This is a genomic window from Glaciecola sp. G7-5, assembly GCF_055808975.1.
In genome coordinates, this window is the sequence record NZ_CM147892.1 from 3,723,068 (window position 1) to 3,747,823 (window position 24,756).

Annotated in this window: 17 protein-coding genes and 3 tRNA genes; 11 read left to right on the top strand and 9 right to left on the bottom strand. The window is 44.1% G+C overall.

Going from position 1 to position 24,756, the window contains the following annotated elements; all coding sequences use genetic code 11:
• The first annotated feature begins 453 nt into the window (after positions 1-453).
• The gene (rne, locus tag AC0L6H_RS16435; RefSeq protein ID WP_473390236.1) at positions 454-3,639 is read left to right on the top strand and encodes a ribonuclease E; all 3,186 of its coding nucleotides are present in this window, start codon (positions 454-456) and stop codon (positions 3,637-3,639) included.
• Between the two features lie 61 nt (positions 3,640-3,700).
• On the opposite strand, the gene topA is transcribed toward rne, so the two are convergent.
• The gene (gene topA / locus AC0L6H_RS16440) at positions 3,701-6,403 is read right to left on the bottom strand and encodes a type I DNA topoisomerase (RefSeq protein ID WP_473390237.1); all 2,703 of its coding nucleotides are present in this window, start codon (positions 6,401-6,403) and stop codon (positions 3,701-3,703) included.
• A gap of 284 nt (positions 6,404-6,687) precedes the next feature.
• Between topA and astB the strand changes: the two genes are divergently transcribed.
• Positions 6,688-8,025 carry an N-succinylarginine dihydrolase gene (gene astB, locus AC0L6H_RS16445; RefSeq protein ID WP_473390239.1) on the top strand — a complete coding sequence of 446 codons (1,338 nt, stop codon included), beginning with the start codon at positions 6,688-6,690 and terminating at the stop codon, positions 8,023-8,025.
• A gap of 93 nt (positions 8,026-8,118) precedes the next feature.
• Here the strand turns inward: astB and AC0L6H_RS16450 are convergent, their stop codons facing one another.
• Complete coding sequence (locus tag AC0L6H_RS16450; protein WP_473390240.1) at positions 8,119-10,329, bottom strand: Ig-like domain-containing protein; 2,211 nt, start codon at positions 10,327-10,329, stop codon at positions 8,119-8,121.
• A 138-nt stretch (positions 10,330-10,467) separates the two neighbouring features.
• Between AC0L6H_RS16450 and AC0L6H_RS16455 the strand changes: the two genes are divergently transcribed.
• Positions 10,468-11,805, top strand: a complete 1,338-nt coding sequence (locus tag AC0L6H_RS16455; protein WP_473390241.1) for a dicarboxylate/amino acid:cation symporter — start codon at positions 10,468-10,470, stop codon at positions 11,803-11,805.
• Positions 11,806-11,912: 107 nt separating this feature from the next.
• Here the strand turns inward: AC0L6H_RS16455 and AC0L6H_RS16460 are convergent, their stop codons facing one another.
• The 7 genes from AC0L6H_RS16460 to dnaQ all read right to left on the bottom strand — a co-directional run bounded on the left by AC0L6H_RS16460 (position 11,913) and on the right by dnaQ (position 16,648).
• Positions 11,913-13,148 carry an FtsX-like permease family protein gene (locus tag AC0L6H_RS16460; RefSeq protein ID WP_473390242.1) on the bottom strand — a complete coding sequence of 412 codons (1,236 nt, stop codon included), beginning with the start codon at positions 13,146-13,148 and terminating at the stop codon, positions 11,913-11,915.
• Entirely contained in the window at positions 13,145-13,840 is a 696-nt protein-coding gene (locus AC0L6H_RS16465; protein WP_473390244.1) for an ABC transporter ATP-binding protein, read from the bottom strand. Before AC0L6H_RS16465 ends, AC0L6H_RS16460 begins: the two co-directional genes overlap by 4 nt.
• Positions 13,841-13,978: 138 nt before the next feature.
• Positions 13,979-14,055 (bottom strand) — tRNA-Asp (locus AC0L6H_RS16470).
• A gap of 75 nt (positions 14,056-14,130) precedes the next feature.
• Positions 14,131-14,207, bottom strand: a tRNA-Asp gene (locus AC0L6H_RS16475).
• 41 nt (positions 14,208-14,248) lie between these two features.
• A tRNA-Asp gene (locus tag AC0L6H_RS16480) sits at positions 14,249-14,325 on the bottom strand.
• Between the two features lie 230 nt (positions 14,326-14,555).
• Positions 14,556-15,977, bottom strand: coding sequence for a TIGR03503 family protein (locus tag AC0L6H_RS16485; protein WP_473390245.1), 1,422 nt, complete (start codon positions 15,975-15,977; stop codon positions 14,556-14,558).
• A 2-nt stretch (positions 15,978-15,979) separates the two neighbouring features.
• Positions 15,980-16,648: a DNA polymerase III subunit epsilon gene (dnaQ, locus tag AC0L6H_RS16490; protein WP_473390246.1), complete on the bottom strand. Its 669-nt coding sequence runs from the start codon at positions 16,646-16,648 to the stop codon at positions 15,980-15,982.
• A gap of 136 nt (positions 16,649-16,784) precedes the next feature.
• Here dnaQ and AC0L6H_RS16495 point away from each other — a divergent pair, with 136 nt between their 5' ends.
• From AC0L6H_RS16495 to AC0L6H_RS16530, 8 genes are all read left to right on the top strand, one after another.
• Positions 16,785-18,002, top strand: a complete 1,218-nt coding sequence (locus tag AC0L6H_RS16495) for a tyrosine-type recombinase/integrase (protein WP_473390247.1) — start codon at positions 16,785-16,787, stop codon at positions 18,000-18,002.
• Between the two features lie 4 nt (positions 18,003-18,006).
• The gene (locus AC0L6H_RS16500; protein WP_473390248.1) at positions 18,007-18,930 is read left to right on the top strand and encodes a hypothetical protein; all 924 of its coding nucleotides are present in this window, start codon (positions 18,007-18,009) and stop codon (positions 18,928-18,930) included.
• Between the two features lie 236 nt (positions 18,931-19,166).
• Positions 19,167-19,640 carry a hypothetical protein gene (locus AC0L6H_RS16505; RefSeq protein WP_473390250.1) on the top strand — a complete coding sequence of 158 codons (474 nt, stop codon included), beginning with the start codon at positions 19,167-19,169 and terminating at the stop codon, positions 19,638-19,640.
• 102 nt (positions 19,641-19,742) lie between these two features.
• Positions 19,743-21,707, top strand: a complete 1,965-nt coding sequence (locus AC0L6H_RS16510) for a hypothetical protein (RefSeq protein ID WP_473390251.1) — start codon at positions 19,743-19,745, stop codon at positions 21,705-21,707.
• Complete coding sequence (locus AC0L6H_RS16515; protein WP_473390252.1) at positions 21,700-22,113, top strand: hypothetical protein; 414 nt, start codon at positions 21,700-21,702, stop codon at positions 22,111-22,113. The genes AC0L6H_RS16510 and AC0L6H_RS16515 overlap by 8 nt, the downstream gene beginning before the upstream one ends.
• Before the next feature lie 2 nt (positions 22,114-22,115).
• Positions 22,116-22,553: a VPA1267 family protein gene (locus AC0L6H_RS16520; RefSeq protein WP_473390253.1), complete on the top strand. Its 438-nt coding sequence runs from the start codon at positions 22,116-22,118 to the stop codon at positions 22,551-22,553.
• A complete protein-coding gene (locus AC0L6H_RS16525) occupies positions 22,550-23,962 on the top strand; it encodes an AAA family ATPase (protein WP_473390255.1) in 1,413 nt (470 codons plus the stop codon). Before AC0L6H_RS16520 ends, AC0L6H_RS16525 begins: the two co-directional genes overlap by 4 nt.
• The gene (locus AC0L6H_RS16530) at positions 23,943-24,698 is read left to right on the top strand and encodes an ATP-dependent DNA helicase (RefSeq protein WP_473390256.1); all 756 of its coding nucleotides are present in this window, start codon (positions 23,943-23,945) and stop codon (positions 24,696-24,698) included. The genes AC0L6H_RS16525 and AC0L6H_RS16530 overlap by 20 nt, the downstream gene beginning before the upstream one ends.
• The last annotated feature ends 58 nt before the right edge of the window (positions 24,699-24,756 follow it).

Sequence of the window (24,756 nt, forward strand, 5' to 3'; positions counted from 1 at the left end):
CAAGGGTAGAACACGCATTGAAACAATGCAGATAAAACAGCAAACAACAGGCAACGCCAAATGAAAAACCATTTGGTGATAACACAATTTAATAGACCGCCGTAGATTGAGTGATTGAAGTATTTAAGCACTCAGAAGTTGTAAGAAAAGAAAGAGTCAAGCAGAATTAACACCGAGTATATGTTTTAGGTTTTTGATTAATGTACACCGCTTGTGTACTTGTTCACCTCATGTAAAACTAAAAATTGCACTCCTGTTATAGCTTTAGAATGGCTAGGGACAATATAAGCACGAACGTTTTTACCGCTTATTGCCTGTCCTAAAAGCAATAATTCGATAGCTTATCTTATCTACGTTCTTACATATCAGGCACTAATAACACTGCACAGGCGTGAGTCTCTGCGTAAAAGCCTGTTTGCTGATAATTCTGTATAGACACAGAGCTATTACAATATGAAAAGAATGTTAATTAATGCAACTCAGCAAGAAGAGTTGCGCGTCGCCCTAGTAGATGGCCAAAAACTCTACGACCTCGATATAGAAAGCCCCGGACACGAACAAAAAAAAGCAAATATTTATAAAGGGACGATAACGCGAGTTGAACCCAGTCTTGAAGCCGCTTTTGTAGATTATGGCGCTGACCGCCACGGCTTCCTTCCCCTTAAAGAAATCGCCAAAACCTACTTTCCAAAAGACTATCGATACGACGGTCGCCCAAGCATTAAAGAAGTTATCAAAGAAGGCACAGAAGTCATTGTGCAAATCGACAAAGAAGAACGTGGCCAAAAAGGCGCTGCTTTGACGACATTTGTATCTTTAGCGGGTAGCTATTTAGTACTTATGCCAAACAATCCTCGCGCAGGCGGGATTTCTCGCAGGATAGAAGGCGATGAAAGAACCGATCTTAAATCAGCCCTAAGCGAATTAGATGTACCAAAAGGTATGGGGCTCATCGTCAGAACCGCGGGTGTTGGCAAATCACCTGAAGAGTTAAAATGGGACTTAGGTGTATTAATCCATCATTGGGAAGCTATTTCAGAGGCCGCTGAGAGTAAACCTGCGCCTTTCCTCATCCATCAAGAAAGTAACGTTATCGTGCGCGCTATACGCGATTACTTACGTCGCGATGTGGGTGAAATACTGATCGACGACAAAGAAGTATATGACAAAGCGCTAAAACATATTGAACTAGTGCGTCCTGATTTTGCTAACCGTGTAAAACAATACACCGGTGAAGTTCCACTGTTTTCGCATTATCAAATTGAAACCCAAATAGAATCAGCTTTTAATCGTGAAGTGCGTTTACCGTCAGGTGGTTCAATTGTAATAGACCCTACCGAAGCACTAACCTCTATTGATATCAACAGTGCAAGAGCAACGAAAGGTGGAGATATAGAAGAAACCGCCTATAACACTAACCTTGAAGCTGCTGATGAGATTGCACGTCAGTTACGCTTACGCGATTTAGGTGGCTTAGTTGTTATCGACTTTATTGATATGTCGCCGGTTAAACACCAACGTGAAGTTGAAAATAGAATGAAAGACGCAGTCAGAAGTGACCGTGCACGCATTCAACTAGGTAAAATATCTCGTTTTGGCTTATTAGAAATGTCTCGCCAACGTTTACGTCCATCACTTGGCGAATCTGCACATAATGTCTGCCCTCGCTGTGACGGCTATGGCACGATAAGAGGGATTGAGTCTTTAGGCTTGTCTGTTTTACGGATCATGGAAGAAGAATGTATTAAAGACAATACAGGCCAAATTGAAGCACAACTTCCAGTAACCGTTGCTACCTATTTGCTAAACGAGAAGCGCCCTTCTATTCAATTACTCGAATCTCGTCATGGCGTGAATTTAATCGTTATTCCAAATCCTAATTTAGAAACGCCTAAGTTCCAAATTTTACGTCGCCGTGAAGCTGAGGTTGTATCAGACCTAAGTTATAACGTTGATTTAGTGGAAGAAAAAGAAACCGCAGCAGATACGCCTGCGGCAAAAGTATCGAAACGTGAAGAACCTGTACTTCAAGGAATGTCGGCACCTGCGCAAGCACCAGCAGCAACACCTGATGCACCTGCTCCAGAGCCTAAAAGTACTGGTTTGCTCAGCAAGATTGGCGCATGGGTGGCAAACATTTTCAGCCCTCCTGAAGTTGAACCAAAAGAAGTTAAAAAGCCTGAGCAACGCAGAGGAACCCAAAACAAACGCAGAGGTCCGCGCTCAGATAATCGTAACGATAACAAAGGCGACAGAAATGATCGCAACAGGAATCGTAACAATAAACGCCCTAGACCTGGACCTAAAAGCGATAATACCGCCGAAAACGAAAAACAAACTCCGGCCGCCAATAAGCGCCATGACAATAGACCAAACCGAAAGCCAGCTAATAAAGCGGCTGGCGACAATGCAAAAGCCACTGAGACGGTTGCTAAAACAGAAACAAACGAAGATAGCAATGCAGATAAACCACAAAAGCAGGCGCGCAGAAAACCGCAGCAACGTCGTTCAAGACGACCTGCCCGCAATACTGTACGTGTGAGTGACGATGAGCTAGATACAAATAACAATACAACGGCCGCGCTTGCCACGACTACAGTTGAAAAAGTTGAAGGCCAAGCCAAAGCTGAAGCGCAAACAGCTGCTAGCTCTAATAAACAAGCGGAACAAGCAAATACTGACACTCAACAAACGCCTAAGGAAGTTGAAAAGCCAGTAAGCGATACACCTAAGGCGCAAGAAGAAAAAGCGCTACCTAAAGAAACTGCTGAAAAAGGTGAGTCTGCAGACGCACAAAACGAAGCTGATGATGATTCAGAAACCAAAGGCCGCGCGCGCAGACGCTCTGCTCGACATGTTCGTGCAGCTGGTCAAAAACGCAAGCAAAGTAACACTGAAGAGTCGCAACAAGTTGAACTAATGTTTGATGCTGAAGTGAGCAAAAACAAAGCTAATGAGCAAGCCAAAAAAGAAGAAGTAAGTGGCCAAGACAGCAGCGAGTCAACCCAAGATCAAGCTGAGAACAAAAAAGACGACAGTTCCGTTCAAACAGAAATTGATTTAGCTACAAACGATGAAAGCAAAGCTCAGGCCGATGCTTCGCCAGAAAAGCCTAAGGCAAAGCCAAGAAAGACGCGGGCAAAGGCAAGTACTGCGAAAAAAGCAAGTGAAGCGGCAGAGGATAGTCCTGAAGAAAGCACTAAGGCTAAAGAAGTATCTGAAACACCTGAAGCGAAAGAAGTATCTGAGACCCCTGAAGCTAAAGAAGGAGCTAATGAGGCCACTAGCGAAGATAGCAAGGCAGCAGTAGCAAAACAAGCTTCAAGTGATACAAGCGAAGAAGGTAAGGAAGAAGCTAAAGCAGCACCTAAAAAAGCAGCCGCTAAACCGAAAAAAGCGAGCGCAGCAAAAGCAAACGATACTGGCCTTAAATCGGCGCCCGTGAAAACAACAGCTAAACTCAACTTCACGTCAAGTCCCAATACTAATCCTAAATCGATAGAGACTGGTGATGGGGAAATCGCGTCGAAGGCGATGGCTGACGCTGATAGACGCGAATATATCGCGCCAGATAAATCAGCAGCACTAGCAAAAGCTAAAAATAGTGTCAGTGCACCAATGACTAAGCCCGGCAGTTAGCCGCGTAAACTCAAGATGTTAAAAAAGGGACCTTAGGTCCCTTTTTTGTTACTCACTAAATTTACTTTTTAGCTTTTGCCGATTTAGTTGTTTTCTTTGTTGCCTTAGTCGCTTTCGCAGGCTTTTTGCGTTTATCATCCACAACCCATTTCTTATCTTGATACCAAGCGGACCACCCAGTGGCTTTTTTGTTTGCATCTTCAGACATAACATACTGTTGTTTAGTTTTACGACTATAACGCACTATAGCAGGGTTACCATCTGGATCTTGATCAGGTGCATCGGCTAAATAGTAGAACTTAGGTGATATTCTATCTCTGAATCTCGCAAGTTCTTGCACTTGGGGCGCTCGCGTCTCACGTGAACGTGGAAAGGTTGAAGCTGCTAAGAAAATACCAGAAGCACCGTCTCTTAAGACAAAATGTGCGTCTGAATTTTCACACTCTAACTCAGGTAGGAACACCGGATCTTCTTTAGGTGGCGCGGCTTCTCCGTTTCTAAGCAGTTTACGCGTATTTTTACATTCTTCATTGCTGCAACCAAAGTACTTACCAAAACGGCCGTTCTTCAGTTCCATGTCGCTTTTACATTTATCACACTCAATAACAGGGCCATCATAACCTTTTATCTTAAAGGTGCCCTTTTCAATTTCGTAGCCCATACAAGTTGGTACGTTACCACAAACATGAAGCTTTCTATTTTCATCAACTAAGTAGCTATCCATTGCAGTTTCACAAACTGGGCAGCGTTTTTTAGCGCGTAAGGCTTCAGTCTCAAGTTCTTCTTCATCATCCACCTTAATAACTTCATCACCTGGCACGAGGTTCATAGTTTGCGTGCACTTCTCTTTGGGTGGTAGTGCATAACCAGAACACCCTAAAAATACTCCTGTACTGGCTGTTCTTAAATTCATATGACGACCACATTTGGGACAAGCTATATCCACTGGAACGGCTTGATTAGGTAACATTCCGCCTTCGTCTTGGCCTTTTTCTGCTAACGATAGTTTTTCCGAGAAATCGGAGTAAAAGTTATCCAGCACTTTTTTCCACTTTCGTTCACCGTGAGCAATGTCATCTAAACTCTGCTCCATGTTCGCGGTAAAATCGTAGCTAATAAGCTCAGCAAAGTTGTCAACAAGCCTATCGTTTACAATCTCTCCCATTTTCTCAGCATAGAAGCGCTTGGCATCAAGACGGACATAGCCCCTATCTTGAATCGTAGAAATAATACTCGCGTAAGTTGACGGCCGCCCTATTCCTCTTTTTTCTAGCTCTTTAACTAATGAGGCTTCATTAAAGCGTGCGATGGGCTTGGTAAAGTGTTGTTTCGGATCTATCGCGACACAAGTCAGTGCATCGCCCGCTTTTAGATCGGGTAATTCGGCTTCAGCATCACCTTTCTTTTTCAATTGCGTCATTACGCGTGTCCAACCATCAAACAACAGCACGCGACCTTTAGCAGATAACTCAAATTCAGCTGCCTTTACTTTCAAAGTGGTAGCATCATATTTGGCATTGGTCATTTGACAAGCTAGAAATTGACGCCAAATGAGCTCATAGAGCCGCTGAGCGTCTCTTTCCATTTCGGTAAGGCTAGTAGCAGTTACGACCACGTTCGACGGTCTAATTGCTTCATGAGCTTCTTGAGCGCCATCTTTACTACCATAACGAATAGGATTTTCTGGAATGTACTTTGCGCCAAACTTATTACTAATATAATCGCGACATGCGTTTACTGCCTCACCACTTAAATTAGTAGAGTCAGTTCTCATGTAAGTAATATGACCAGCTTCGTACAGTCGCTGGGCCATTGTCATGGTTTTCTTTACGCCAAAACCTAAACGGGTGCTTGCTGCTTGTTGCAGGGTTGACGTTATAAATGGCGCCGAAGGTTTACTTTGTGTCGGTTTTGATTCACGACTAAGTACTTCAAAATCGCCTTTTTCGAGCGTGCTAACCGCGCTCATTGCCTGATCTTCGTTTAGCGGTTTAAACGCTTTATCATTTTGTTTTGTGACTAACATGCGTAACTGCGCAGCGTCAGTCTTTATCTTTTTACTCGCTAAATCCGCATGGATATCCCAAAACTCGTCAGGAACAAAGGCTTTGATTTCACGTTCGCGTTCAACAACCAAACGCACAGCTACTGATTGCACGCGACCCGCTGATAAACCTCGAGCGACTTTCTTCCAAAGCAAAGGCGACAGCATAAAGCCTACGATGCGATCTAGGAAACGGCGAGCTTGCTGCGCATTAACACGATTGATATCAACAACACCCGGTTTTGAGAAGGCATCTTGAATGGCTGTTTGCGTAATTTCATTGAAGACTACGCGCTTAAATTCTTTATCTTTGCCATGCAGCAACTCCTGCAAATGCCATGCGATAGCTTCTCCCTCTCTATCCAAATCCGTTGCGAGATATATGGTATCAGCTTGCTTAGCCAGCTTTTTCAGTTCACTAACGACTTTTTCTTTGCCCTGCAAGATTTGGTAGTGAGCATTCCAATTTTGTTGCGGGTCCACGCCCATCCGATCAACGAGTTTTCGGTACTCGTACGTTTTAAGATAATCGGCTTTTGCGTCATCGTCCCACTCTTTTAATTCTTTCGCTGGTTTTTTAGGTTCAACTAAGCCAAGCGACTTAGTTGGTAAATCCCTTATGTGACCCACGCTCGACTTAACAATAAAATCTTTACCTAGATATTTATTTATCGTTTTCGCTTTAGCGGGTGATTCTACAATAACGAGTGATTTGCCCATTTATAATTAAAAACCTTGTAAAAATAGAGAATTGCAACTTAACTATTACGAACTTGTTGCATTGATAATGTTTGTTTTCTTTTTAAGATATATCTGCAAAGTGAATAGAAAACAAGGTGAACCGTATAAATATCTAAAACGAATTGTTAAAGCTATTGTTTTTATTGGGTTTTTCGTAAAAATTCATTGGCAAGTGTTTTTAAGTACGTATAATTCTGCGCCAACGACGCGACATAATAACATTATCGCGCGTATCAGCAACCCAGCAATATGGAGTACATTATATGAAAGCAGTTGAAGCCAATTTTGACGGTCTAGTCGGCCCTACCCATAACTATGCTGGACTGTCCTTTGGCAACGTCGCGTCAAAATCAAATGCCAATGCGTCAAGCAACCCCAAACAAGCCGCACTTCAAGGCTTACAGAAAATGAAGTCCTTAGCTGATATGGGAATGTTACAAGGTGTTCTTGCGCCACAAGAGCGGCCCGATGTGCACAGTTTACGTAGATTAGGCTTTGGCGGTAAAGATGAACAAGTACTTACGCGCGCTGCAAAAGAAGCACCTGCGGTGTTTTTAGCTGCATGTTCCGCATCAAGCATGTGGACTGCCAATGCCGCTACGGTATCCCCTAGTGCGGATTGTGCTGATGCTAAAGTAAATTTTACACCCGCTAATTTAACCAATAAATTTCATCGCTCAATCGAGCCGGCGGTCAGTGGCAATATTCTCAAAGCTATTTTTAAAGATGAAGCGCATTTTACTCATCATCAACATTTACCAGAAAACGACCATTTTGGTGATGAAGGCGCCGCTAACCATACTCGCTTTTGTCGTCAATATGATGAACAAGGGCTAGAGTTTTTCGTTTACGGGAAATATGCATTTGACGATAGCAAACCCATGCCAAAGAAGTACCCTGCTAGGCAAACACGTGAAGCGAGCCAAGCGATTGCCCGCTTGCATGGCCTACAAGAAAAACATGTTGTGTATGCACAACAAAATCCAGATGTTATTGACCAAGGCGTTTTTCACAATGACGTTATTGCAGTAGGCAATAAAAATGTCTTGTTTTATCATCAGCAAGCTTTTCTAGATACCGCAAAAGTGAAACAACAAATACTCGGAGCGTATGGCTTTGATGACTTTCATTTTATAGAAGCGCCCACATCACAAGTCAGTATACAAGATGCAGTGAGTAGCTATTTATTCAATACACAATTGATTAATTTACCTAACGACGAAATGGTTATTATTGCGCCAATGGAGTGCCAAAATAATCACGCCGTAAATGCTTATTTAGCTGAAGTAGTAGCGGCCAACAACCCAATTAAAAACGTACACTTTTTTGATGTAAAACAAAGTATGCAAAATGGCGGTGGTCCAGCATGTTTGCGATTGCGCGTAGTATTAACAGCGGCAGAGCAAAAGGCAGTAAATCAGCATGCGATAATGAATGATGCTTTGTTTGAGCGTTTAAATGAATGGGTCAATAAACATTACAGAGATGTGTTGAGCACTTCAGATTTAGCCGATCCTCAATTACTGAACGAATCTCGAAGCGCCCTAGATGAATTAACACAAATTATGCAATTAGGCAGTGTGTATCCTTTTCAAAAGTAAGCTTCTTCGTTCAGTAAAGCCGATGGCAGCAAATACTAAAAAGGGCTTTGATACGCATATCAAAGCCCTTTTTTCATCATTGTCACACTAGCGTTAGTTGCTGTCTGTACACACAGTGCTTGATCCAAATGGACTGCTAGGAGGTGGTGAAGCTTGTTCTGTTAAATCGGCCGCCGCAACACCCAATCCAAAGATTTGCGATTGCATCGATTCTGACCCTGCTGACTGACCAAAGACACTTAAAACGACCCGAGTCCAGTTACCAAATTGTTTAGGGTAGCGAACCTGAAGCGTTGCCTGACCAAACTCGTTAGTTCGTGACACGTTGTCCTTAAAGCTGACTGAGGCGACATTACCTGGAGTCAACAATTCGTCACCATTGGTGTCTTCAGTTGCGTCGAGGCGGCCATCTTTGTCAACGTCTTCACTGTTACATACTGCTGTCACCAAGGACGTACCATCGGGCATAACAGTTGTGTATATAGAATCAACTTCATTCCATACCCATGTGCCTTTAAAGTAGGAGCTAACACTTGTTGGCGTTACTGTGGCGGTTAATTCTGCATCAGAAACTGGGCGTCCTGAAGCATCAGTGACAAATACCGCAAACTCTTTTAAGTAAGTAGACGTATCAGGAATTTGAATGCTACTACCTGTACCCATACTGATATCAAATGCTCTATCACCCACGGTGAGTTCTGTACGACCAACAACGTTATCACTTTGCGCTTCTACTGTTACGCCATTATCACCACTAACCGCATTTGATGTATAAACACTAGAGGCGATGCCGTTACTGTCGGTAATCGCGTTGTTAGGCGAAATGCTTCCGCCAGATGCATCGGTGACTAATCTAAAATTAACGACTTTGCCCTTTACTAGATTTCCGCGCTCATCTCTGACCACTGCAGTGATAGTCGTCGTTTGTCCTTCTGGACCAATCAAATCAGGCGTTGCATCAACAAAAATACTATCCACAGTTGAGGCAACAAATTCGATGGCAGCTCTTGCAGTCACTTCATTGCCATCGTTGTCGATACCAATTGCTGAGATTGACGCAGGTCCGGCATAATCAGAGCTAATATTAATTGTCGCTAAACCATTTGCGTCAGTTGTTGTTTGATTTTCACCTGGCACACCATTTACACTAATAATGCCGCGTGAAGTGGTCACTTCTACTGAGCCATTAGCAAATGGCACATTATTTTTAAACCAGCGTAAACGCAAAGGATGGTCAAGGCTCACACCTAAACTCTGTGTAGGTAGCGAATCGAAACTAAAATCATCTTGCTGTATCACTAAGTTGAATGCCGTAGTGGTATTTAACGCACTCGCAGTAATAACCGACGTACCCGCTTGACTCGACGTAAAGTTTACAGTGACTTGGCCATTCGCTCCTGTCACAGGTGTTGGGTTGTCTATCGTGCCCAGTGATGCTGATAAGTTCACGGTTTGGTTAGCGATACCAAGGCCGTCTGAATCCGACAAAACAATAGTGATGGGAGACGTGTCATTAATAATAACCGAAGAGGCGCCATTGATATTTACTTCAGTACCAACCACATTTATTTGTAAAGACTGAGACAACCCTGCAGCGGTAGCTAAAACCGTGATCGTCCGATTTTGTTTATTGTTTTGGGTGGTAAGCGACGCTCTCGCGGTTCCGTCTTCACCGGTTTGCAAATCAATGCCTGATAAAGAAGCATTTTGATCTGCAGAGAAAGACACCGCAACGTTCGGCAACAGAATATTTTGTTCATTTTTAACTACGGCGATAAGTTCGATTTCATCTCCTCCACTTGACGCGAGCTGAACAGCATTCGCGTAAAGAGCAAGTGACGAAGGAATCGCTTGACGCGTACCTAAACTAGTAAATCCTAAGCTTACTGACGCTGAATTGTCGATACTAGCGGTAACCGTTCCACTTCCTGATAATTCACCAACGGTCATTTGTATTGTCGCAATACCATCGCTATTCGTTAGTCCAGTGCCTGTATCGTTATTGAAATTGGCAAGTTGGTCTTGACTCAATTGATAGGTCACGACCTGACCGGCAACGGGATTTCCACTGGCATCGAGTACCTGAGTGTTTACATTCAGCGGCACACCTTCGACTAACTGCGTTTGCTCGCTACCTTGAGGGTCAAGAATAGACATAGCAATCGTCATGTCGTCACTGGGTTGAGTAGGCGAATTTGGGTCTATCAAGCCTTCGTCTCGGCTAAGTGATTCGCCACCGCCGCCACACGCTGTTAAAAACAATAGCGATGCAAAAAATATAGATAGGAACTTAGCGGTTTTCATTTAATTACCCGTTTTAATAATGTTGGCTAAAGCAATTCACTGCACATTAAGCACAGTGTATAAAAAGATTTTTGATTTTGAGTTATACTTGGTAACCTTAGGTATCTAGACTAATAACCAAAAACAATAGGTCTTTGCATGTCAAATGATGTAAACAACAAGCTCACAACCACACAAAACATACTTCACCTCGCAAAAACAAATCTTACATTCCGTATATTTATCGGCATGATTTTAGGAATCGTTATAGGTTACTTTATACAAAGTTTATATGACGACAGTGGAGACCTTGTGATTGGGGTTGTAGACATGAATTTTTCCTTGAAAGGATTTTTTGTTGACGGCTTATTTGGGATTGGCGGCACCATTTTTATTAAGTCCTTAAAAATGTTAGTCGTGCCTTTAGTGTTTGTCAGTCTTGTTTGCGGTGTTAGCGGTTTATCTGACCCATCTAAAATGGGCCGCTTGGGCGGAAAATCTCTTATTTTATATGTCCTTACAACCTGTATTGCGGTGACATTCGCATTGATAGCGGCGCTTATAATGAAACCCGGCGTTGGCTTTGACCGTCCAGCTGAGGTGACTTATGTCCCTAACGAAGCCCCTAGCCTTGTGCAAGTTGTTACCGATATGTTTACCTCAAACCCGGTAGAGTCCTTGGCTGAGGGTAACATGCTGCAAATCATTATATTTTCTATTTTATTTGGTATTGCCATTACCAAAGCTGGAGAGCAAGGTAAAAAAATACAAAATGCCTTTGAAGCTACCAATGAAGTTATTATGCAAATCGTCAACATTGTGATGAATCTCGCTCCCTACGGCGTATTTTTCTTAATGGCGAAATTAGGCGCAACGATTGAGTTAGAAAATTTAGAAAACATCGGTAAATATTTCTTTTTGGTTCTGGCGGTATTGATACTCCATGCTCTGATAACCTTCCCTGTGCTACTAATATTTTTAGCTAGATTAAATCCACTTATGCTTTTTATGAAAGTAAAAGAGCTAGCCGTGTTTGCATTTAGCTCGTCAAGCAGCGCGGCCACCTTACCTATCACCATGGCGACTGCCCGTAAAAAGCTTGGTGTACAAAAATCTGTGGCTTCCTTTACCATACCGTTAGGTGCGACCATTAATATGGACGGTACTGCAATTATGCAAGGCATTGCGACGGTATTTATTGCCCAAGCATACGGTATTGACTTAAGTACGACGAGTTTATTGATGGTAGTAGTTACTGCCACACTCGCGTCTATCGGTACAGCGGGTGTACCAGGCGTGGGGCTAATCATGCTTGCAATGGTTTTACAGCAGGTCAACCTCCCTGTTGAAGGTATTGCACTTATAATCGGTATAGACAGGCTGCTAGATATGACCAGAACCGTCGTCAATGTTACCGGCGATTGCACAGTCGCATGTATTGTCGCAAAATCAGAAGATGAGCTAGATAAGGACGTTTATAACGATAGAAGTTTGTAGTTTTACATGCAATTTTGGAGTTGATGCATTCTGTGTCAATTGTCATCTTCGCGAAGGCGAAGATCTCCAAAACAGCCTAGCAAACCCAATAAAAGGAAACACCTAAACTAATGTAAATTAGCGGCGGGCTCAACCTTCGCCGCTTGTTTTGCCGGATATAGCGTCGCCACGATGGAAATACTTACCACCACCAAAGCGGTCGTGGCGACATCTAACCAGTGTAATTTCGAAGGTATAGAGCCGGTAAAATAGATATCCCCCGACAACACTTCAGCGCCCAATATAGATTCAATAAATACGATTATCTCGCTTAAATAAAGTGCGAGAATAACGCCAATGCAAGTGCCAATAAATGCACCCTTAAGGCCATGATAGAGCCCTTTTAAGATGAAGATCCCGGCAATATTGCCATTAGTCGCACCAATCGTTTTCAAAATCGCAATTTCTTTGCTTTTCTCTTTTACCGACATCACCAATGCCGATACAATATTGAAACAAGCAACGGCGATTACAAGTGCCAATACAATGTAAACAACGGTTCTTATTAACTGAATATCTTGGTATAAATGTCCGTTTGTCCGCGTCCAATCAGACATATAAATTGCTTGTGGAAAATCGTAACCATATTTTCTAACTAATTCATAAGCATCGAAAGGGTCTTTAAGTTTTATCTCAATATGCGTGACCTTGTCTTCAAGCCCCAGCAAGTTTGCTAAGTATGCTTGGTTTACAACGCCTATTTGGTTATTCAGTTCACCGCCAACAGATACCGAACCTACCACCTCTACCCAGGCCGAAGTCGGGGCCGCAAAGCTCAGGTCATGCGTGCTTGCGGGAAGCAAGAGTTGTATTTGATCCCCAATGGCAATACCTTGCTCTTCTACTATTGTTTTTCCGAGCAAAATGCCATTTGGCACCAGATTAAGTGAATCATATAAAGCTTTATTATTTGCCACTCGCGTAAATTTTTGTACGAAATAATTTTTATCCACCCCTACTACCGAGACGGCTTTCATTTTTTTCCCGATTTGTAACAATCCACTTGCCTTGTTGAGTAAAAAAACATCGCTTACTTTTTCATCTTGGGCAACTAAATCTACAAACTCTGGTGTTGGATAAATTCCGCGATTATCAATCGAAAATATTTCAGCGTGTGGAACAACATTTAATAATGAATGCTTAAGTTCATACTCAAATCCGTTCATTACGGAAAGCAGTAAAATAAGTACCGCGCATCCCAAGCCGATGCCAGCGGTTGACGAGGCTGAAACAAAGCTTATATATGCATCTTGTTTGTTCGGTTGACGCAGACGCTTGGCTATTTCAAAAACAAAATGACTCATGCATTAACCGTTTTATTTAGCGTGAAATTACCGTTAACTAAAGTCTCAGTGCGGTCCATCTTTTTAGCTAAAGCATGATCGTGCGTTACAATGATAAAGCTTGTGTTGTCAGATTGATTGATATCGTTAATCAAGCTTAATATTTCATCACTGGCGTCGTTGTCTAAATTACCGGTTGGTTCATCAGCCATAATAATGCTTGGCTTATTTATCATCGCCCGAGCGATTGCTACTCGCTGGCGTTCACCACCAGACATTTGATGCGGCTTGTGTGTTAAACGGTGAGATAAACCAACTCGATCTAGCAAGCTTTTCGCACTTGCATGTGCCTCTTTTTTATTCACACCTGCAATTAATTTCGGCATTGCGACATTTTCTGTCGCCGTAAATTCAGGCAATAGATGATGAAATTGATACACAAATCCTAACTCTGCATTGCGAAACGCGGCTTGTTGTTTTTTTGAAAGAGCAAGAAGGCTTTTATTCTTAAATAAAACGTCACCCGAGTTGGGAGAATCCAGTGTTCCTAAAATATGTAATAAGGTACTTTTACCCGAGCCGGAGGCACCTAAAATGGCCAGCGTTTCACCTGCGTATACATTAATATTAACTGAGTGCAAAATATCGACACTCGTATGTGCTTCAAGATAAGATTTGACAATATTTTTGCCAACTAATAAAGGGGAACTCATATGCTCAACAACAAGGAAAACGGTGGCTTTAGTGTACCTTTAATGAAGGCAGAGCCCAAGCAAATAATGGCTTGTGACATAAACTAATACGAGTGGGTGATAAGGAAATAACAACAATTTAGCTCTGGGGAAACTAAATGGCGGAGTGGACGGGACTCGAACCCGCGACCCCCGGCGTGACAGGCCGGTATTCTAACCAACTGAACTACCACTCCACATGGTATTTAGCGTCTTGACGATGCCAGCAGATACAATCTGCGCTTATGACGTCGCTTTCATTGATACATAGATGGCGGAGTGGACGGGACTCGAACCCGCGACCCCCGGCGTGACAGGCCGGTATTCTAACCAACTGAACTACCACTCCACACAATGTAAACATGTAAAATGTATCAATTTTTTTGAAGATGGCGGAGTGGACGGGACTCGAACCCGCGACCCCCGGCGTGACAGGCCGGTATTCTAACCAACTGAACTACCACTCCGCAATAACTTCAAAATAAGACTGCGTAGTTTTGCACGTGAATTAACTCATTAGTTTATACTAAAAATATTAAAGCCCTGCTCAACTGCGGCGCAGATAATACGGTGACAGCTTTGCGTAGTCAACTGCTTTTTGCAAACTATTAGCTTGTTGCCTATTTTTCGCACATCGTGTGTCGTTATTAGGTCAAAATATATGCGCTGACTGCGCCAATTTAACGACTGATTAAAATTAACTTAATACCCCAGACGTATTTTGCTTCTCTTTTTTGCTAAATCGCGCAGCCAAACGTCGTTTTAGTCTCAACATAATATGGTTATTTGGATGCTTGCGTTTGCTCACCAACAGTACAATAAATAAGCTACCAAAAATCAAGATGGTAACATTCACTAAAATCGCAAGCCAAAGCCAATCACTTTCTTTTGGTTCTTCTGGTAACGGTTGCGCTGGTATTTTTTCAAGCTTAAGCGTGTCGTCGACAATTGGTTCAACCACCTCTGGCTCTGGAAGTGCAGTCACAAAGGAATATTCCGGTATAGTCAAAATGACTTCCCTACCACTCACAGTCGTGGCATACATCGTCATATTTACTTTATATATACCATAGTCACTTTTTGTTACTAACAATTTATCGTGTACAAGGTTAGGCTCTGTCATCGAAAATTTAATGACTTCTCCACTCGGATGTCTGACCGAACCATCCACCACATAAGCACGTGGTTTAAGATGTTCTTCATCTATCGTTATATGGACAACGTGCTCATTTTGCTCTGGGCTGGCTTCTTCATGATGAATAGTGACAGGGCTTGCCAATAGCACAATATTTTCATTAACTTGTTCGCGCGTGAATAAGGGAGTTCTAACAGTAAAAATAGGTCGCCACTCCCCTTGTGTAATATCTAAATTAAATTCACCCGTAAATACACCGTCAGCCAGTTTTTCGTCAAACCCTAAGCCATTATCTTCAAACCGAGCTATCTGACGAGAGCCTAAACCAAAATTTGGGTAGACGGGATTATTGGTACTCACAAAATCAATCGATAAGGTAATTACGTCTCGAAATAGCGTTATATCTACGTCTGATCCTACGTTTTCCAAACGCGCGGTTTGTTTTAATGTTTCGCCAGCAAAAACAGCCTCAGGAATACTTTGTGCATGCAGTGTTATCCCCGCAATCACCATCACGCGGCTTTCAGGTAGAATATCACCAATTGCTTGCCATGGTCCTGGCATAGGATTTTTCAACAAGATCATATCGTAACGGTCAGTTTCAAACCATTGATAGCTATCATCATTGGTATCATTGTCTAAATATAACTTGCTACCATCAGGTCTCACCAATACAACAGGCGCACTGCCATATTCTCGAAAAAATACAATAGTAACTTCTTCTATATCGGCGTCGATACGGAATCTATTGTTGAGTATTTTGATGCTGTTTTGATACTTGGTGCCAATGGGAAGTACACCCACCAGCGATTTATTTAAGCGCTCAGTTGATGACGACGCAAAACTGCTAGGGCTCATGCTAAGTAGATAAACCACAAAAAAACCCATCCAAAGTACACGCAAAAGAACGGAAGTGCTATTTGCACTGCCGTTACTGGTATTGATTAATGTCTGAAGCTTAGTTAAAAATAATCTCTGTTTCACTACTAGCCAAATATAGCTTTTTCTCTAGCTATATCATCGGCAGTGGCTTGAATAATCTTTAAGGTAGGTTTTGTATTTAGTTTTTTAACGGTCTCTATGCCGTCGTTATTGTCTTCTTCGCTGCTCGCACCAAGCGACAAGCTAGTTTGGCCACCCGTCATGTATAGATAGACTTCAGCTAAAATTTCTGAATCCAGAAGAGCGCCGTGGTAGGTTCTGCGACTATTATCTACATTATAGAATCGACACAAGGCATCTAGATTGTTTTTCTGTCCAGGACGCATTCGACGAGCCATAACGAGAGTATCTAACACCTTACATATTGAGTGTGTGTTAGGTAAGTTTTGACCAGTGAGGGCAAATTCATGATCCATAAATCCAACGTCAAATGGCGCATTATGAATAATAAGTTCACTACCTTTGATAAAATCGATAAAGTCTTGAGCTATGTCTTTGAATAAAGGTTTGTCAGCGAGTTGCTCGTTTGTGATGCCGTGAACTTCTATTGCTTCCTGCTCAATTTCGCGCATTGGATTTATATAAACATGGTAAGTATTGCCGGTTAATTTGCGGTCAATTAACTCTACACAGCCAATTTCAATAATGCGATGTCCATCTTTAGGATTTATACCTGTGGTTTCAGTATCAAGTACAACTTTGCGGTCTACCATATTTTGTAAACACCTTTTCTAATAAATTCGTTATAACACCTATTCTATAACAGATTATTGATAAACACATTGCAATTAACAGGATTTTTTTGTAAAGTCCATAAGACATTCCTTATAACTCCGCATTTATGTAAACATGAAGCTAGTCATCAAAGATTTTATCGCACAAAACGGCGAAAGATTTTCACAGCTTTACGACGTTGAAAATATGGAAAATGGGCTCCCTCTGTTTTACCCCACGGCATACACAACCAGACAGCTTCGAATGGGGAAAATGCACAATACGCAAAAAGACGCGCTTCGAGCTATCAAAAAGTTGTACGACTGGACTGATCGAGAGAATCTTGACTTCGACAACATATTCCTGAGTAAAGCATTCTTAAAGCCACACCAAATCGCGTCCCTAGCTCAGTCCCTGAGAGCCAGTGACAAGGATGGTACTGCAATCACCGGGCTCAAATACAACAGCTACCTCTCCACTGTTGCAAACTATCTCGTTTGGTACGCCGCAGAAGTCATTACGGACTCGAACTCCCCGGCCATTTCAAGATCGATTGACAAGATGGGTGAAGCGATCAATGCACGTAAGGTACGCAAGGCAGGTTCTGAATCTAGAAAAAATCAGTCGATATTGGCGAAGAAGCTGTCAGAAGAAACAGAGCGAACACTTTTGAACCTATTTTACAACCCATTTATGGGTCTAATACAGCTCAACCAGCACGCTCCTCGCTTTCGCAATGTACTGGTCTTGCGCATCCTTTACGTGACCGGCATGCGCCTGGGTGAACTACTCGGCTTGCGATTGCAGGACTTCATTCCGGCATCAGGAGGCGAACCGGCTTATCTGGTCGTGCACCGTTATCATGATGACTCAAGGGACGACCGAGCAATACAACCTGTCGCTAAAACATCGGGGCGAAAACTCCCGATAGATCAGGATCTGGAAAGCGCTATTTCTGAGTATTTGAAAATGCGAGCCAATGTCCCAAATGCAGGCTTTAGCGACTATGACTTTCTACTAATCAATCATTTGCAGGGAATCCGACAAGGGAAAGCCATCAGTGAATCCAGTTTCCGGTCAGCACTGAACGTCTTACAAAAGAAATTCCCGTCTCTTAACGAGCTACACCCACACTTGTTAAGGCATGACTGGAATTACCGATTTTCCAACAAGGCAACCGCAATGGGCATGTCCGAAGTAGAAGAACGAGCCACCCGAGAGTATTTGATGGGTTGGGTCGAAGGGTCTGCGTCGGCCAGTCGCTACAACCGGCGTCATGTCCAGGAAAAGGCGTCGGAAATTGGCCTGCAAATCGCAAATGACACTGCAAGAAAAGACAAAGCATCAGGATAGACTCATGGATAACGATACCATTGATCAGGAACAGTTAGCGATCTTGAATGAGTTTGATCGATCTAATGAAGCTTTTCGACTTCCTCGCAAGTTTCGAATAACAGGCAATCGTCTTGAAGCTATCGGCATCGGATCAATCGATATATCTGGAATTAAATATAGTTTGTCTACTTCTCATTTTGAGTCTTTTGCTCAAGTGATTGCCAGGTTAGACGAATCATTTTCGATGAGCACGATATTTGGTCTGGTAAACGGGTTTAACAAGTATTTTACAAAACTTGGTAATGATGAAATTACAATTGAGGGGCTTTCACTCCTTCATGAAAAGTGCGTTAGTCATGAAGTAAATAGTGCACTTTTTGCCAACGTTAGAACACTCCTAAAGCACTGGCATCAATTGGCTCTGCCGGGTGTTGATGATGACATCATCGACTTTCTATTGCCGATTGAAGCCCCCAAACCCAAACGTCCTGCCGGTAGTAGGGTTAGATCGGATAACCCTGAGGAAGGCTGGTATACCGATCACGAGTACAATAATCTGGCCTCCTGCATTTGGTCGTCGTACGAATCGGGCGAGACATCACTCCACAAAACGACACTACTGTTGCTTTCTGCCCAGTATGGTCGACGCCCTGTCCAGATGGCACACCTGAAAACCGGCGACCTAAAAAGCGTGGGAGAAAGCTGTGGCGTTTCGGGCCGACGCATTGAATTTCCCGGTGCAAAAGACAAGAGCTCCGGTGGTTTTAGAGAATCCAAGATCGAAGTTCATCCCATGGGGGACGATCTATGGAGTCTCTGCCAACTTCAAGCGAATGATAGCGTTAACCGATTTCAAGAATGTTTGGGAAGAAAACTTAAAACAAGAGAGAAAAAATCCTTCCACTATTTCCACCTCTCGATTCTTTTAAGGAAAAAACACTCCTAAGAAAAATTGAAGAGGCTAACGAGGTAGCCACTCATGAGACGGATATACTGAATTCTGAAATACTCCATCAAACGCGAAACAGCGTATCTAATATAATAGGTGCAGGACCTGGTGGAGACCCCATTATATCGGAAAGAACGGGGCGTCCTCTTGTTCAATATGCCTACCGAAACCGGTTCACACGCGCCAGGCAACTGGCCCGCATGGGTGTCCCGAGGGCAACCTTGCAATACTGGATGGGGCATGAATCACCTGCTTCGCTGGACGCTTATTATGATGATCCCGCCGAACGTGCGAGGACCCTGAATGATCAAATAGCACCACTCTTGGCTCCCTTATCTCAAGCATTTCAAGGGACACTAAGGGACAAAGAAGCAGATGCCATCAGAGGTGATGACCCAACCAGTCGAATAGAAATGGATGGACGAAAAGAATCGGGCGTCGGAACCTGTGGAGAGCAAGGGTTTTGTGCAGCTTCAGTTCCTATCCCCTGCTACCGCTGCACCAAGTTTCAACCCTGGGTCTATGGTCCCCACGAGGAAGTGCTTGAACGCCTTTTAGAAAGGCAAAAGCTGGAAAACGAAGTCCCAAGAACAGGTCAAAGCCGACGATTACTTGTTCCTGTTCAGCTAGACAGGGATATTAAAGCCGTTAAAACGGTCATTGCGTTGTGCGAAAACCGCAAGATGATTCTTGAGGAGGAAGAGTGACAATGATTGTTCATTTTAAGCCTCAAGCCCAGCTATCGGCAGAAGCGAACCTTACAGAATTTATCACGTTTGCCCGCGATAAGATCAAACTGTGGGATAACCTTGAAAACTTTGAATGGGACTCCTTCAAGTTGGCCAACGCACTTCCGCAAAGTGAGGTTTCTAAAACTGACCGAAAAAAATCTTCATCCTTCCAAAGATGTTTTGGCACAACACCTAATGACCCCCGATTTTATCGACTTTGCCAAAGCTTACATACGTTATGATCAACAGAAAAAACAGACCAAAACATTCAAGCGCACCATTGCAGCGTTACAGTTACTAGAAGCATCACTTATTGAACTGGAAGATCAGGCAGATGTTACCCAAGTGTCTGATCGTCATCTGGACAAAGCAGTCGCACTTCTTAAAGAGGAAGGCTTTAAGGATCGCCAAGGCATTTCACTTGCTTTAAAACGGCTCGCTAGCGATTTAGGCACATGGCACATTGCAATTTCCAACACCAAATATTGGAAACATCCCTTCACCAGATCCGAATCCAATGAGAAAGTATTAAAGCGCGATACAGAATCATCGCAAAAACTGCCTGAAGACGACGCATTACTGGCCTTAGCCGAGATTTTTGCTAACGGATATACTACTGACCAAGATGACGAAGACATTTTCATCACCTGTACAACAGCCTTACTACTCAGCGCCCCAATGCGAATCAACGAGATACTGCATTTTCGGACCACTCCACTACGTTCTGAAGAAGATACTACAGGAAACGACCAACTCTACCTTTCTTATTGGGTGCCTAAAAATGGGAAATACGTGAAAAAAGAAGTCCCTGAGGTGATGGCTGATCACGCGCAAGCAGCCGTTCGGCGACTCGCAACAATTACGGAAGAGTCACGCAACCTGGCAAGACATTTTGAAAGTGGATCTGATCGATTCTATCGCCACAAAGACTGCCCTGACGTACCGGATGACCAGGAATTAACGCGAGACGAGGTAGTTAAGGCGCTGGGATTTAACGGTTCAGGATCAACCGAGGACTATGTGTTAAAACATACTGGCTCATACAGCTTAATTGGCTGGACCCTAAATTCATTATGGAAACTCGTACTGGCTGATCATCGTCAAAAAAATCCTCACTTTCCTTACCAAGTAGATCCCAGTTCAAACACTTCTGGTAAACCCCTGAAAATGTCAGAATCCCTTATGTGCTTTCGATACCAACAACTGTCCACTAGAAATAGAACCAGTCCTGTATTACTAGCTCCAATGAACCGAGACTTCTTTGCCAAACGACTGGACAGTAGAAATATGAAACGTGGCAATAAACTGGTGAATATGAGCTTTTTTCTTAAGCACGGTTATGATGGATTTAAATTGAAATCACACCAATTAAGGCACTTCTTAAACACTTTAGCCCAGGAAGCAGGCGTCGGCATTGATGCGATTACTGAATGGAGTACGAGGGCATCAAAGACACAATCCCGTACTTACATGCATCAAAGCGATGAGCGTAAGGCTCAAAAAACTTCAGAGAAGTTGGGCCTGATATCTAGTTTAAGTTTAGACCCTGTTACCGAGGAAGAGTACCGAGTGATGAAACACGGTCCCATCATCACGACACGGTATGGTATCTGCACCCATGATTACACGCTTACGCCCTGCAACAAACACGCAGACTGCCTGAATTGCTCGGAGTTACTGCTGTGTAAAGGCCATAAAAGATCGATCCAGGCGATCCAACAAGAACGCGATCGGGTGGCCGAAAATCTGGCCACTGCCCAATTGGACATTGATGCAGGAAAGCGTGTCGCCGGTCGTTGGCATGAGGCTCACTCTAAAACGATTATCCGGCTGGATCAGTTACTTGAAGTGATGACTGATCCAAGTGTGGAAGACGGTAGCGCAATCCAAATGAGAGGCAAGGATTTTACCCATGAGTCACGCATCATGAATCAAAAGGAAGAACAAACTCAATTAGTACAGAAGGATCAGCACTTGAGTTTTACCTACAGCGACGATATTGCAAACTGTCTGAAAATGCTTCAGGAGGAAACGAATGGCTAGCTCCATCCCAAACAAACAGCTAAAGAGAATTGCTGAAATGATCAGGGAATGGCCGATCAAGGACAAACTCACCTGGGAGGCGATATGCAATGCCTCCGAGGTGATCGTTAGCTACAGACCAACTCGACAGGCGCTTGCCAATAAACCGTTACTGGTCAATGCGTATAAAACGAGAAAGGCTGAAATCAAAGCAAAGCAGGATGCACTCTCCGGCGTAGCAAGGCCAAAGAGTATACCCGCTGCAATGGAGCAAATTCTCAAGCTCCGACAGGAGAACGAAAGACTCAAAAAGGAACTGGGGCTAATGGCAGAAACCGCCCAGCGTTTCATTCACAACGCCAGTCTGCATGGACTGACACGAGCGCAACTTATGAAGCCCCTGCCCGACATCGACAGGAAGGAGTAGCTATGGCCAATGGACAACAGAAAGCCCGAGCAAACCTTGATTCCTTTTGTGCTTGGATAGCCACGCAAAGCGATGAAGACTTCAAGCAAATCGTCCACCGGGGCCAGTTGAACCGTGGCGAGGTCGCCAAGGCGATAGGCATTGGCAAGAGTGCCTTACGACAAAATCCTGCGATTAAAGAGCGTCTGAACGCTCTGGAGAGCGAGCTACGCCAACGGGGTGTGTTACCCCCTCTGACGGGCGAAGCAGAAGCGCAGAAAAAAGCGCCGAAACGCTATGACCAGACAGAAAACCGAAGGGCTGTTGAGTCCAGACGACTTTCACAACTGGAGCAAGAAAACGTTGAACTGAAGGCTAAAGTGGCTGAATTAAAGGCACAATTGAAACGCTATGGCGAGTTATCAGAAGTGCTTATTGAATTCGGGGTTGCCCCGCAATGAATGAAGACTTCTTCCGTGTAACCAGTACCCAACATTTTAGCGCCAAGTACGCCATTTTCTCGGGCATACCGCTCAAATCAGACAGCTATCGTGTCAACAGCGGCAAGTACATTGTCAGTGTCAAATGCGAAACAGAATGTCTACCTGTGAAACCGGCCACCGGACAACAATGGCGTGTTAAAGGTTTGCGCAACCTGGAGACTATTGAGACCGGTAATTATGCGTTACAGCAACATACCTACGATTCTCCGGCTGAGATGGAATGCACCTTACCCGCTAATGGCGAGGCGCTCATTCGATTCATTGCCAGTGAGAAAGATTTCAAAGGGATCGGGGAAGCCAAGGCGCGGGCCTTGTGGGATGCTTTTGGCGCAGACCTGCATGAAATACTTCAGCAGGACACGGAAGCGCATCGTAACCGACTTATGGGCCATCTCAACCCGCAATCGGTGCAAAGCCTGTACGAAGGCTATGCCAAATACAAAAACCTCCCACACGCGAACTGGATGGCTTCCATTGGCATCCCGTTACGCATCCAGCAACGCATTCTTAAATACCATGATGAACAAACTGTCGAGGTGATCAGGGCCAATCCCTATGCCCTGATGGGATTCGGGATGAGTTTTGCAATTACAGACAGCATTGCCGAAAATCTAAAGGTGGAGAAAGCCGCTCCCGGCAGATTAGCCGCTGCGGTCGAATTCGCCATCCGCACCCAGGTGGAATCCGGTCACACCTACACCACACACCAGGCAATTAAGCCCATCGTGAGCAAGTTGCTGGGCGACTCCGAGTTAGCGGCACAAGCGCTTGCAAATGGTCACACTAATGCTCAATTCATTCTCAAGACAGAGACTGGCACCTACCATCCCACAGCTCAACTGATGATGGAGTCGGTGGTCACCAAACGGCTTAAAACTGGTTCCAGCTCGATTCAGTGCGATGATACGGTGTATGAGGCTATCAAGGAAGCGGTGCTGGAGCTATCTTACGATCTGACAGATCAGCAATTGGAAGCCGTTGAAACCTGTTTAACACACAGGGTTTCCTGTATTACCGGTGGGGCCGGTACGGGCAAAACGACAGTTTTGAGAACGGTGCTGAAAACCTACCATTCCCTTGGCTATGAACTTCATGCTGTTGCTCTGTCAGGCCGAGCGGCCATGCGGCTACATGAATCCATTGGCTTCTTTACCATGACCATAGCAAGGCTTTTGCGGGAAGAACCCATTGCCCCCTCAAAGGAAAACGCCAAGCACCTATTGGTTATTGATGAAGCCAGCATGATTGACCTCCCAACCATGTACCGGATCGTCACACACATCGACCCCTCTGTCAGAATCATTTTTTCCGGTGATCCTAATCAGCTCCCCTATAGGGTGCGGCAAAGTGCTTGCCGACATTGTTGAGTCAAGAGTTGTCCCAAATACGGCGCTCAACATTGTTAAGCGTCAGGAAGGCTCTACAGGAATACCGGAATACTCGGCCAGTATTAACCGAGGGGAAGTGCCGCCACTACTGACCATCGGAGCCATTACCTTTCACGAGACGCCCCCAGATCAGATCGTGTCCGTCTGTCATAGCCTCTATGCCATGTCGCCTGAAACCACGCAGATCGTCGGTTCCACAAGAGCCATGGTTGCGAACCTGAATCTACACTGCCAGAATTTCGTTAACCCCAATGGTAAGCGACTTCAATTCAGCTTGTATGGTGACGAATACTTTCTCGATCTGAGAGAGGGAGACCCGATTCTGTTCACCAAAAATAACTACAACATCGGCATCCAGAATGGTTCCCTTGGCATCCTTACATCGACAGAAAGCGACGCCAACGAAGAGGAATCGAGCTTTGGAACGGTAACACTGGATACGGGCGAGACCATAGCCATCACTGAAGATGTACTGGATTGCATGGAATTGGGCTACGCAATTACGCTGCACAAAGCACAGGGTTCTCAGTTCCCCCGCATCATCGTGGCTTTGCAGAAGGGGCGAATTACGGATCGGGCCTGGTTGTATACTGCGATTACCAGGGCTGAGTCTGAGGTGCATATTGTGGGGTCAGCGAAGGACTTTATCGGCATTATCAGAACAATCAGTAACGCCAATCGAAGAAACAGCTATCTGGAATGCCTGTTGAGGTAGGGATTCGGGGGTTGGCTTAATTCAGCACAAGATCCCCCTCATCGCCGGTCGCGACCCA